Source organism: Aequorivita vitellina (assembly GCF_022008365.1).
Classification (GTDB): Bacteria; Bacteroidota; Bacteroidia; order Flavobacteriales; family Flavobacteriaceae; genus Aequorivita; species Aequorivita vitellina.
This window is the reverse complement of sequence record NZ_JAIRBA010000005.1, coordinates 98,065-109,537: the sequence shown is the minus strand read 5'-3', so window position 1 is coordinate 109,537 and position 11,473 is coordinate 98,065. Positions and strand designations below refer to the sequence as shown.

Below are 11,473 nucleotides of genomic sequence, written 5' to 3'. Positions count from 1 at the left end.
AGTGCCACTTTTAAATTATAATAAAAAATCTTTCAAATTAAAAATAATAAAAAGATTTATAAGAATTAAAAAGGGCTCAAAAAAGAGCCCTTTAAAAATATTACTTACGTAATCCTAATTCTTTCACGATAGCACGGTAACGAAGAATGTCTTTTTTGATTAAATAATCTAAAAGAGCTCTTCTTTTACCTACTAACATTACCAAAGAACGCTCTGTGTTGTAGTCCTTGTGATTTGCTTTTAGGTGTTTTGTTAAATGCTCAATGCGGTAGGTGAATAACGCAATCTGTCCTTCTGCTGAACCTGTGTCAGTCTTAGATTTTCCGTGTTTGGCGAAAATTTTTTCTTTTTCTTCTGTGGATAAATACATGCCAATATTGTTAAAATGATTTTTATGTACTGACTACCATTTTGATAATCAAGGCCGCAAAAGTACAAAATTGAATTTGAATTAGATGTGTTTCAAATAAAAAATTACATCAATATATATTTATTGCAACTTTTTGGCGTTATATGTGTCTAAACTTCTAAATATCAAATTTATGAAAAACATCCCTTCTAAATTAATTGTAGCCTTTTTTACAATGGGTTTCTTCCTGTTTACAAGTTGCGATAAAGAGGAGAATAATCCTTCAGAAGAAGTTAATTTTTCCTCAGACAATTCCATGAGAGCTGCAAAAACCGATAATGTAGCCGAAGGTACATTTAACATTATACAACAAGCATTTGTTGAAAATGAAACCGGAGGTCGAGGTATTACTCAAAATTCACTCTTTCCAACTTGTGTTGAAATTACAGTTGGAAACCAAGGCAATATATTTACCATTTTATTAGACTTTGGCGATTCTTGCACTTTAAATAATGGGAATGTGGTTTCTGGCAAGATATTTTTAGAATACGGCCCTCTTATTTCAGGAAGTTATACCGTTGAATACAGCCTCCAAGATTTTATATTTAATGGAAATGGTGTAGGTGGCGGTGGCAGTATTTTATATGAAATAGCAAATCAAAATGATAATCCACAAGCCACGCTTACCGAAAATATTACCGTGAGTTTCCCAAACACTACAGTTACGGCTACACGAAATGGAACACGAATTTCTGAATGGGTAGCAGGTGTAGGCACCGGCACTTGGATAGATAATGTTTACCACGTAACAGGAAATTGGCAAACCGAGTTTACAAACGGATTTACACGTAATGGAGAAGTTACCGAAACTTTAATTTCTAAAACCTCGTGTCCTTTTGTGGTCGATGGACGTCTTCAAATAACCCAAGATGGGCTAACAGCCATAATTGATTTTGGCGATGGGGAATGCGATAATATGGCTGTATTTATTTATAACGGCCAAGAATATCCGTTTACAATGAATTGATTGGCGTGTAATTAAATAAAAAAGGTGTCTAAATTTTATTTTCTTTAGACACCTTTTTTTATGCGATTTTCTCCCGAAGCGGCCTGTTTAAAACCAAATCTAAATACAGGTTTATTTTTCGTTTTAAATCGCGTCGGTGGGTTATAAAATCTAAAAACCCGTGTTCTAATAGAAATTCGGCAGTTTGAAAACCTTCCGGCAATTCTTTTCCAGTAGTATCTCTAACTACGCGGGGTCCGGCAAAGCCAATTAATGCTCCCGGTTCTCCAATATTTATGTCGCCAAGCATTGCAAATGAAGCGGTAGTACCACCCGTAGTTGGATCTGTACACAACGAAATATATGGAATGCTGGCATCGCTTAGTTGTGCCAATTTTACACTCGTTTTTGCAAGCTGCATTAATGAAAGTGCGGCTTCCATCATACGTGCGCCACCACTTTTTGAAATGATTAGTAACGGAATGTTCTTTTTAAGCGAATAGTCTGCTGCACGAACAATTTTTTCGCCTACAACACTTCCCATTGAACCACCAATAAAGCTAAAGTCCATACAAGCTACAACCAATTCTGAACCCATAGATTTACCCACGGCACAACGAATTGCATCTTTAAGCCCAGTTTTGTCCTGTGCTTCTTTTAATCTGTCCGGATATTTCTTTTTGTCTTCAAACTTTAATGTATCTTGCGATGAAAGTCCCTTGTCAAGTTCCTTAAACTTATTGTCGTCAAAGAGAATTTCAAAATATTCCTTACTGCCTATACGTACGTGGTAGCCATCTTCGGGACTTACGTAAAAGTTTTTTTCTAGTTCCTCGCTATCCACCACTTTTCCTGTGGGCGATTTATACCACAGTCCTTTTGGCACGTCTTTCTTTTCTTCGGTGGGGGTTTGAATTCCCTTTTTTGTTCTTTTAAACCAAGGCATATTCTAATAGTTTGTTGTTTGTTGTTAGCTTTTTGAAATAGTCTTGAACGCTCAATTAAAATAAATGATGCTCCAAAACTCTTCTTCCTATTTGGGGCAAGGGGCCTATTTACAACGTATTTACGTTATTTAAATCTTTAAAGGCTTGTTCAAGTCTTTTCTTAAAAGTGATTTCACCTTCGCGAAGCCATTTTCGTGGGTCGTAATATTTTTTATTCGGTAAATCACTACCATCGGGGTTTCCAATTTGGGTTTTTAGATACTCCAAATTTTTCACTATATAATCGCGCACGCCTTCTGTGAAAGCAAATTGCATATCGGTGTCAATATTCATCTTGATTACACCGTAACTAATAGCTTCTCTAATTTCTTCAAGGGAAGAACCGCTTCCGCCGTGAAAAACAAAATCTATAGGGTTTGAACCTGTATTGAATTTTTTCTGAACATATTCCTGCGAATTTTTCAGAATAATTGGTGTTAATTTTACATTTCCAGGTTTGTAAACCCCGTGTACATTTCCGAAGGCTGCAGCAATCGTAAATTGATCGCTTATTTTTGAAAGTTCTTCATATGCATAAGCAACCTCGTCGGGCTGGGTGTAAAGTTTAGACGAATCTACATCGGTATTATCAACGCCGTCTTCTTCGCCGCCAGTGATTCCCAATTCAATTTCAAGCGTCATTCCAATCTTGCTCATTCGCTCTAAATAACGTTTGCAAATTTCAATGTTTTCTTCAATAGGCTCTTCAGATAAATCTATCATATGCGAGCTGTAAAGCGGCTTGCCAGTTTCTTTATAAAACTTTTCGCCAGCATCCAGCAATCCATCAATCCAAGGAAGTAATTTTTTAGCACAGTGATCTGTGTGAAGTATAACCGTTGCACCATAAACTTGTGCAAGTTCGTGAACGTGTTTTGCACCCGCAACACCACCGGCTATTGCAGCTTTTTCGTTTTCGTTTGAAAGTCCTTTACCAGCATTAAAATGTGCGCCTCCATTAGAAAATTGAATAATTACTGGCGAATTTAATGAAGCAGCAGTTTCCATAACAGCGTTTACGCTATCTGATCCTACCACATTAACGGCGGGCATTGCAAAACCTTTTTCCTTTGCGAATTGATGTATTCTCTGAACTTCCTTTCCGGTTGCTACACCGGGTTTAATTCCGTGGCTCATAGTTATGTTGAGGTGTTAAGTGTTATAAAATTACGGGACCTGCGTTTGCATAATGCAAACTAAAGCCCTTCAGCAAAAGTAACAAATTTATATGGTTTAGAATGGATAGTTGATGCCGATATTGTAAACGGCCTTTCTGAAATTGTAATCTGTAAACCACCGCTCGCCCACGGGTTTTGCAGGGTTATGGGTTTTGAAGCCAACATCAAAACGGAATACGAAAAAACCAAAATCGTAGCGCAGCCCCACACCCGTAGCAACAGCTAATTCTTTCATATCTGCAATTCCGTTAAATACCGAGGCTTCATCTTGAATATTGTCTAATACATTCCAAATATTTCCAGTATCGATAAAGAGACCGCCCTTAAAGGCTCCCAAAATAGTAAATCGATATTCTGCATTAAGGGCTATTTTAAAATTGGCTTCATTAAATTCGTCTGTACTGCCGCTGCTTCCAGGGCCAAGATCGTAGGCGCGCCACCCTCGGTTGTCGTTGGCACCGCCCGCAAAATAACTTCGCGTAAACGGAATGTTGTTACTGTTACCGTATGGAATAGCTATTCCGCCAAATACGCGAAACGCCAAAACGTTATTTCCGTTTAATTCCCAGTGTTTTATATATTCTGCTTCCCCTTTTACGTATTGCGAAAAAACAACGCCCAAAGCAGTATAGTTGCCATCGCTATTTTTATTTTCGCCTACAAGACTCGAAATTCCAGAGAGAAGATTTCCGGCTAATTCAAGTTTATAACGCGTTCTCGAGAAGTTGTTGTCTTGAATATTTTCGCGCGTATCGCGTGTACGGCTTATATTTGTGGCAAAAATTAAATTGTCTTCAGTAAGTCGCTTTTTGCGTTCGTCAATATTATTTACGGCAATGGAACCGTCGTCTTCTATAAAAATTGGGTTAATAACGCCATTTTTTACATCTCGAATAAATCCATTGGCTCCTTCGGGCACAATAAGTACAAGATTGTTGTTATCATCATACATGTAATATTCCGGATTTATTGTTCCCGGATTATCGCGTTCCGTTTCCTGGGCAATGTTGTTTAATTGCTCAAAAGAATTTCTATACACATTAAAATAATTGCCAGTATTTAGGTTTTTTACATATTGTAGATTTAAAAAATCTAATTGATAATTCAGAATTTTTGATGGTTTCCATCGGTAATTATACACGCCGTTTACCGTTTGTCTGTCTAAACCAATGTTGTTTTGCACGCTGGCGCCAAGACTAATTCCAGTTGATGGCGACATATATTTTGGAATTAACTTTTCGGTATTTATAGGAAAAATAATGCTCGGGAATGTGAGTTTTACATCGCCACCAAATTCCGAAATATTAAAAAACTTGCTGTCACTGTCTGCTGCATCTTTTGAAGAACCAAGGCTTCCGCGTCCCGATACTTCAAGTATTTCGGCACCCCTAAAAATATTTCGAAAAATTATATTTCCACTAAAACTAATTCCGAATTGTTGAATGGTAGAGGTGTAAGCATCAAAATCTACCCCTAGCGTAAAACGGTCGCGCGGACTGAGCAAAACAGTGGCGTTAAGTAAACTTTTGGTTGAATCTGAAGCAACTTCTGAATAATTTATATTCGGATATTTAAAAATACGCAAATCGCTAATCTGGTTGTATGTAAGCGTCCGGTCAATATCTTTATAAATTTTGCCGGGTGTAATTGATATTGCATCGGCAATAGCTTTTGGGCGAAAACGCATTTTGCCATAACTAAATAATTTATAGCCCTTATAACTTGTAGAATCTTGCAACGTTTTATTCCGGTTTTCGTACGAATAATCGGTTATAATCCTAACTTCATTTATACTGTGTACCTTAAATGGTTCGGTAAATGTGCTGTCTCCCTGCGTAATTTTTCGGTCGGGAATAATGTAAGTTATATTGGCTTTATGGTCTGTTTTAACGGTATCGGCTTCAAAACCCACGTATTCCTGATCAAAATGATACAGGCCAGAATTTCTTAATTGAATGGTAAGTCTATCGCGCTCGTTTACAAAATCGTTTGCGGCATATTGCTTCCCCGGAACTATAAACGACCTGCTTTTTGTGGCCTGAAATAATGAATCTACCACAGGCGAACTTATCTTCTCAACAATAGAATCGCCCACAAAATAGGGTTGATGTCTGGTTACCGAATACGTAATTTTTGCACGCTTCTTTTTATTTTCAATTGGTTCAATTTTATAAGATACTTCGTCATTAAAATACCCGTAGCTGGCATACCAACGCTTTAATCGAACTATAGATTTTTCAATCTTTTGCTCGTTGATTATGGCAGGAGCTTCGCCAGACTTTTGAAGCCATTGGTTAAAATTCACATAACTGCTGTCAATTTTATCCACCTGTTTTTTTGAAAGCAAACGAATTAACCGATCTTCACGTTTTGGATATTTGTGAAGCCATTTGTAATAGGTAGAGTCTGGCTGTGGGTCGGCAAGATTGTAAATGTGTAATTCTAACGGAACGCCAATTAATGGGATGGTCGTGTTTGGTTTTTGCGCCAATTGGCTGTAAACTCCGGGATCCGTGATTTTTACGCTGTCAACCAAAATTGTATTTTCGGTGAGTAAATATTCGCCATCGGGCACTTTTTTTACAGTATTACACGAAAAAAATAGACCGATAAATACTATAATTAGTGATATTTTTGTCAGGTGGCGCTTCAAGTGTACATTTTTATTCAAATTCAAAAATACTATATTTTGGTCAGCAAAAGTCAAACAAAATTAATAACGAGTTTACAACAAAAAAAGTACCGCATCCAAAACGGTCTTTTTGTGGCCGAAGGACCAAAAGTAATTACTGAATTACTAAATGAAGGCTTAAAACTTCAGGCATTTTTTTCAACCAATAGTGCTGAAATTTCTGCCGAAAACCATTTTCAAATTACCGAAACAGAGCTTAAAAAAATAAGTTTTTTAAAAACAGCAAACACGTCGTTGGCGGTATTTGAAATTCCAAAAGTAAAACCCTTGCAAGATACAGGTTTAATTGTGGCGCTCGATGCCATTCGCGACCCTGGAAATCTAGGCACAATCATTCGGCTGTGCGATTGGTTTGGCGTGCGACAATTACTGTGTTCGGAAGATACGGTAGATTGTTTTAATCCAAAAGTAGTGCAGGCTACAATGGGTTCTTTAGGGCGTGTAAATATTCATTATCGCTCGCTTTCGGATTGTTTAAAAAACACCACTTTGCCAATCTACGGCGGGTTTATGGAGGGAAACAATATTTATTCTGAAAAACTTCCGAAGGACGGCATTGTGGTAATGGGAAATGAAGCCAATGGTATTTCAGACGAAATAATTCAGAAAATAACCCATAAAATAAGCATTCCGCGTTTCGGGAATATTCAAAAAACCGAAAGCCTAAATGTAGCCACGGCAACCGCTATTCTTTTAAGTGAGTTTAGGCGTACTATTGAAATGTAAAGTTTACAAAAATTCCGCGGGTAGCAAGTTTGTCAATATTACCTGTCCACGGGCTGTTGGGGTCGTCATCTGCGATTAATTCATTATTCAATGCAAATACGCCGCGGATTGATGGGGTAAATTTAAAGTAGTAGAGGTAAAAATCTATTCCAAAACCAAGCTCGTAATAATTTGTGCTATTGGTCATTCTAAACCTCCCTTGTTCGTTGTCTTCCGGGTTTTTTTGATTGCTGGAAAGGTTAAGCGAAGTAGAAACCCCACCAATAATAAAGGGTTTAATATTATTTAAACGCTTGGTTGAAACTTTCAACAATAATGGCACGTGAATATAGGTAGATTTTACTTCGCGCAGATAGTCAGCTTCCGATGTAAACCCCGGAAATGTTAGGTCGCGTTGGGTAAAATAAAGACCCGGCTCCAATCTTAAATTAAGATATTCGTTTATGCGCATATCGCCAATCAACCCCACGTTAAAACCGGCCGAGCGTTCTACTAAAATTTCGGTGTTGTCGTCGGCGTATTGATCTCTGTAATCAAATTTAAAATCGTAGCTGTTAAAGCCTAAAAAGTATCCCCAGGAAAACTTCTTTTTATCGAAATTTTCTAAGTTGGCAATGCGCTCCTTGTTAAAAAACCATTGGGCATTTGCGCTGTTTGCAATACATAAAAAGGAGAGTACAATAAATAGCTTCTTCATAAATTACTTAGTAGCTTTATAAATAGTTGCCACGCCAAAGGTTTGTGGCTTATTTTTCACTTCATTAAACCCAATTTTACGCAAAATATTGTTGAGCTTTTCGCCATACGGAAATACCGAAGCGCTTTCGCTTAAATATTTGTAAGCTACTTTGTCTTTAGAGAAAACTTTGCCAACCAAAGGCAAAATATTTTTTGAATAGATGTAGTACCCCTGTTTAAAAGGAAATTTTGTGGGTACCGAAGTTTCTAAAATAACAAAGATGCCCCCTTTTTTTAGCACGCGAAATATTTCAGAAAGTCCTTTTTCAAGATTTTCAAAATTTCTGATGCCGAAAGAGACGGTTATGGCATCAAAGGTATTATCCTCAAAAGGCAGCGCTTCGGAGTCTGCTTGCACAAATTCAATTTTTGCTGCAGTTTCCTTTCCCAATACTTTTTTGCGGGCCACGGAAAGCATGCCTTCGGAAATATCTAAACCAATAATTTTTTCAGCCGAAGTTTTTTCGGCAAACTGAATGGCCAAATCGCCCGTGCCAGTTGCTATGTCTAATATATTTTTCGGTTTACTGGCGGCTACCATTGCAATAACTTTTTTTCGCCATTTAATATCGGAGCCCAGCGAAATTACGCGGTTTAGGCCGTCATAATTTTCAGAAATAGTATCGAACATTTGTTCAACCTGCTTCTTTTTTCCTTCCGAAGAATCTTTATAAGGTGTTATTTTCTTTTCCATAAAATTGCGCTTGCAAAACTACATATTTTTTAAGAGCTGCTGCTTCTTTTGTTTGAAGTTTCACCCTATCTTGTATAATTATTCTTAAAATGCTAATTGCACATAGCGGTTTTTTATTCCATATCTTTGCCGCTGTAATTTCACCTAATAGTTTTATTTGGAGTATCTTCCTTATAAAGTTAATGTGAAAAATAAATTCAATCTCAATGAAGATTATCATTGCCGGAGCTGGCGAAGTTGGCTTTCACCTTGCAAAATTGCTTTCTTTTGAATCGCAAAATATTACGCTTATCGACCCCAATCGCGATTCGTTGGCCCATGCCGATGCAAATTTAGACATTCGCGTTGTGCGTGGCGATGCTACGTCTATCGCGGTGCTGGAAGATTCACTGGTGAGTGAAACCGATTTATTAATTGCAGTAACTTCAAGTGAAACTACAAATATTACCGTGTGTGTTCTTGCAAAACAACTGGGTGCAAAACGTACCATTGCAAGAATTTCTAACACTGAATTTATAGATAGAAAGGAAGAAGTAGGTTTTGCCAAATTTGGGATAGACGAACTTATTTCGCCCGAAGCCCTAGCAACCGAAGAGATTGTTCTGCTGCTCAACCAAAGCGCCTTTAACGAAAGTTACGAGTTTGAAGACGGCGCACTAACAATGATAGGTTTAAACCTTTCGCGTACCTCAGAATTTGTGGGAAAATCGGTGAAGGAAGTAGCAAAAATGTATCCAGATTTAAAATTTGTACCTATCGCTATTCAGCGTTATGGCACGCAATACACTATAATTCCGCGTGGCGGCACCCAGTTTAAAAAGGGCGATCAAGTTTATTTTACCACCGTTAAAAAGGGTGATGAACAAATTATAAAACTCTCGGGAAAAAGCAAGCAGGAAATAAAGAATGTAATGATACTTGGCGGAAGTAAAATTGGGTATAAAACAGCAAAAGTGTTGTGTAAAAACCGTTTTAATGTGAAGCTAATTGAAAGCAGCAAAGACAAAGCCTTTGAAATTGCCGACGATATACCCAGTTGTTTGGTGATTAATGGCGATGGCAGAAATGTGGAATTGCTTTTAGAAGAATCCTTAGATGAAATGGACGCTTTTATTGCGGTAACCGGAAACAGTGAAACAAATATAATGTCTTGTTTGGTTGCCAAATCTAAAGGAGTTAAAAAAGCGATTGCCTTGGTTGAAAATATGGATTACTTTCAACTGTCGCATTCTATTGGTATTGACACGTTGATTAATAAAAAATTGTTGGCTGCCAATAATATTTTTAGATATGTGCGAAGAGGAGAAGTTGTAGCAATGACGAAGCTTAACAATATGAATGCGGAACTTTTGGAGTTTAAAGTTTCGGCAAATTCAAAAGTGTGCAACAAAAAAATTAAAGACTTAAATTTCCCAGTTTCGGCTATAATTGGTGGGGTAGTTAGAAACGGCAAGGGCATTATTGCCTTGGGCGATTTTGAAATAAAAGCTGGCGACAGTGTAGTGGCATGCTGCCTTCCGCAGGCAATTGGAAAAGTGGAAAAACTTTTTATCTAATGAATTCAATCTCCAAACTGAATTATAAAATTATTTCGCATTTAATGGGCCTTTTGCTGATGGTAAACGGTGGTTTTATGCTACTGTCTTCCATTGTAAGCTGGTATTACAAAGATGGCGTACTTACAGAAATACTACTGGCAGGAACCGTAGCCGTGAGTATAGGAGGAATTGTTATGTTTTTAACGCGAAATCACCGAAAGGAAGTTCAAAAACGGGAAGGATATATTATTGTTTCATTCGGTTGGATTTTTATGGCCTTAATAGGCACCCTGCCTTATATTTTTAGCGGCGCAATCCCCAGTTTTACAAATGCATTTTTCGAAACTATGAGTGGTTATACCACGACAGGAGCTTCCATTTTAACCGATATTGAAAGTATTCCGCGAGGTATTCTATTTTGGCGCAGTATTACCCACTGGATTGGTGGGATGGGAATTATTGTTTTAGCAATTGCTATTTTACCATTACTGGGAATTGGAGGAATGCAACTTTTTGCCGCCGAAGCTCCCGGTCCGGCCGGCGATAAACTACACCCGCGTATTACAGATACCGCAAAACGTCTGTGGCTAATTTATGTGGGTTATACCTTGGCCGAAACAATTTTACTGAAACTTGCTGGAATGAGTTTTTTTGATGCTATTAATCACTCATTGGCAACTTTAAGCACGGGCGGATTCTCAACAAAAAACGCCAGTGTTGCCTTTTGGAATGATAATCCCATGGTGCAATACATCATCATTGTTTTTATGTTTTTGGCAGGGAGTAATTTTGTTTTGAGCTACTTCGCTTTTAAAAGGAAATTTCAAAAAATATTTCAAGACGAAGAGTTTAAATCGTATGCTGCACTTATAATTGGTTTAACCATTGTAGCGGCTTTATTAATTTATTTTGAAGCTGATATTTCGGTTTCAACTATTGCTCATCCAATGGTTTGGGGGCCTTTTGAAAGTGCAATTCGCCATGGGCTTTTTCAAGTGTTAACCATTATTACAACGACCGGTTTTGTAAGTGCAGATTACACAATTTGGACTCCGTTTTTAACTATTTTCTTTTTTGGGATGATGTTTCTTGGGGGTTGCGCGGGTTCAACTGCAGGAGGAATTAAGATTATGCGCCATCTTATCATGATTAAAAACGGTGTGCTTGAATTTAAAAGAACCCTTCATCCACACGCTATATTACCAGTGCGTTACAACAGAAAGGCAGTGCCACAGCCTATTGTTTTTAACATATTGGGCTTTTTTATTCTTTATATGCTTTCCTTTATAATTGGAACTTTGGTTTTTTCTTGGATGGGTCTAGATTTTAAAACGGCACTTGGCGGGGCGGCCTCAACGCTGGGGAACGTTGGTCCAGCACTCGGCGATCTTGGTCCGGTTAATAATTATGCAAATCTGCCAGCTGCCGCAAAATGGTGGTCTAGCTTTTTAATGCTAATAGGAAGGTTAGAGTTGTTTACCTTTTTAATTTTACTCACTCCTTTTTTCTGGAGAAATAGATAATTCAATAGTTAATAATTATCCTGCAAGGTCTCTTTTGTGCCTC

11 protein-coding genes are annotated in these 11,473 nt (G+C 37.7%); 4 read left to right on the top strand and 7 right to left on the bottom strand.

Translation table 11 applies throughout. The features are described from left to right. Positions 1-100 precede the first annotated feature (100 nt). Positions 101-370, bottom strand: a complete 270-nt coding sequence (gene rpsO, locus K8089_RS04195; protein ID WP_237602028.1) for a 30S ribosomal protein S15 — start codon at positions 368-370, stop codon at positions 101-103. A 172-nt stretch (positions 371-542) separates the two neighbouring features. Between rpsO and K8089_RS04190 the strand changes: the two genes are divergently transcribed. Further along, entirely contained in the window at positions 543-1,376 is an 834-nt protein-coding gene (locus tag K8089_RS04190; RefSeq protein ID WP_237602027.1) for a hypothetical protein, read from the top strand. 58 nt (positions 1,377-1,434) lie between these two features. On the opposite strand, the gene accD is transcribed toward K8089_RS04190, so the two are convergent. The 3 genes from accD to tamL all read right to left on the bottom strand — a co-directional run bounded on the left by accD (position 1,435) and on the right by tamL (position 6,196). Then, entirely contained in the window at positions 1,435-2,301 is an 867-nt protein-coding gene (gene accD, locus K8089_RS04185; RefSeq protein ID WP_237602026.1) for an acetyl-CoA carboxylase, carboxyltransferase subunit beta, read from the bottom strand. A 109-nt stretch (positions 2,302-2,410) separates the two neighbouring features. Continuing rightward, positions 2,411-3,478 (bottom strand): class II fructose-bisphosphate aldolase, encoded by a 1,068-nt coding sequence (gene fbaA / locus K8089_RS04180; RefSeq protein WP_237602025.1) that lies wholly within the window; start codon positions 3,476-3,478, stop codon positions 2,411-2,413. A gap of 96 nt (positions 3,479-3,574) precedes the next feature. Further along, positions 3,575-6,196, bottom strand: a complete 2,622-nt coding sequence (gene tamL, locus K8089_RS04175; RefSeq protein WP_237602024.1) for a translocation and assembly module lipoprotein TamL — start codon at positions 6,194-6,196, stop codon at positions 3,575-3,577. Between the two features lie 12 nt (positions 6,197-6,208). Here tamL and K8089_RS04170 point away from each other — a divergent pair, with 12 nt between their 5' ends. Continuing rightward, entirely contained in the window at positions 6,209-6,937 is a 729-nt protein-coding gene (locus K8089_RS04170; protein WP_237602023.1) for an RNA methyltransferase, read from the top strand. Here the strand turns inward: K8089_RS04170 and porT are convergent. Genes porT through K8089_RS04155 form a run of 3 tightly spaced genes read right to left on the bottom strand, consistent with a single transcriptional unit; the run spans position 6,924 to position 8,589 of the window. Further along, on the bottom strand, positions 6,924-7,634 hold the full coding sequence (gene porT, locus K8089_RS04165; protein WP_237602022.1) for a type IX secretion/gliding motility protein PorT/SprT: 711 nt from the start codon (positions 7,632-7,634) through the stop codon (positions 6,924-6,926). The genes K8089_RS04170 and porT overlap by 14 nt on opposite strands. A 3-nt stretch (positions 7,635-7,637) precedes the next feature. Then, positions 7,638-8,369 (bottom strand): bifunctional demethylmenaquinone methyltransferase/2-methoxy-6-polyprenyl-1,4-benzoquinol methylase UbiE, encoded by a 732-nt coding sequence (ubiE, locus tag K8089_RS04160; protein WP_237602021.1) that lies wholly within the window; start codon positions 8,367-8,369, stop codon positions 7,638-7,640. After that, on the bottom strand, positions 8,344-8,589 hold the full coding sequence (locus K8089_RS04155; protein ID WP_237602020.1) for a hypothetical protein: 246 nt from the start codon (positions 8,587-8,589) through the stop codon (positions 8,344-8,346). The genes ubiE and K8089_RS04155 overlap by 26 nt, the downstream gene beginning before the upstream one ends. Here K8089_RS04155 and trkA point away from each other — a divergent pair. Further along, entirely contained in the window at positions 8,576-9,925 is a 1,350-nt protein-coding gene (gene trkA / locus K8089_RS04150; protein WP_237602019.1) for a Trk system potassium transporter TrkA, read from the top strand. The genes K8089_RS04155 and trkA overlap by 14 nt on opposite strands. Then, a complete protein-coding gene (locus K8089_RS04145; protein WP_237602018.1) occupies positions 9,925-11,430 on the top strand; it encodes a TrkH family potassium uptake protein in 1,506 nt (501 codons plus the stop codon). Before trkA ends, K8089_RS04145 begins: the two co-directional genes overlap by 1 nt. Positions 11,431-11,473 lie beyond the last annotated feature (43 nt).

Bases quoted from the DNA above. Each gene is read 5' to 3' on its own strand.
- trkA (WP_237602019.1), top strand. From the start codon at position 8,576: ATGAAGATTATCATTGCCGGAGCTGGCGAAGTTGGCTTTCACCTTGCA.
- K8089_RS04190 (WP_237602027.1), top strand. From the start codon at position 543: ATGAAAAACATCCCTTCTAAATTAATTGTAGCCTTTTTTACAATGGGT.
- accD (WP_237602026.1), bottom strand. From the start codon at position 2,301: ATGCCTTGGTTTAAAAGAACAAAAAAGGGAATTCAAACCCCCACCGAA.
- K8089_RS04145 (WP_237602018.1), top strand. From the start codon at position 9,925: ATGAATTCAATCTCCAAACTGAATTATAAAATTATTTCGCATTTAATG.
- rpsO (WP_237602028.1), bottom strand. From the start codon at position 370: ATGTATTTATCCACAGAAGAAAAAGAAAAAATTTTCGCCAAACACGGA.
- porT (WP_237602022.1), bottom strand. From the start codon at position 7,634: ATGAAGAAGCTATTTATTGTACTCTCCTTTTTATGTATTGCAAACAGC.
- K8089_RS04155 (WP_237602020.1), bottom strand. From the start codon at position 8,589: ATGATAATCTTCATTGAGATTGAATTTATTTTTCACATTAACTTTATA.
- fbaA (WP_237602025.1), bottom strand. From the start codon at position 3,478: ATGAGCCACGGAATTAAACCCGGTGTAGCAACCGGAAAGGAAGTTCAG.
- ubiE (WP_237602021.1), bottom strand. From the start codon at position 8,369: ATGGAAAAGAAAATAACACCTTATAAAGATTCTTCGGAAGGAAAAAAG.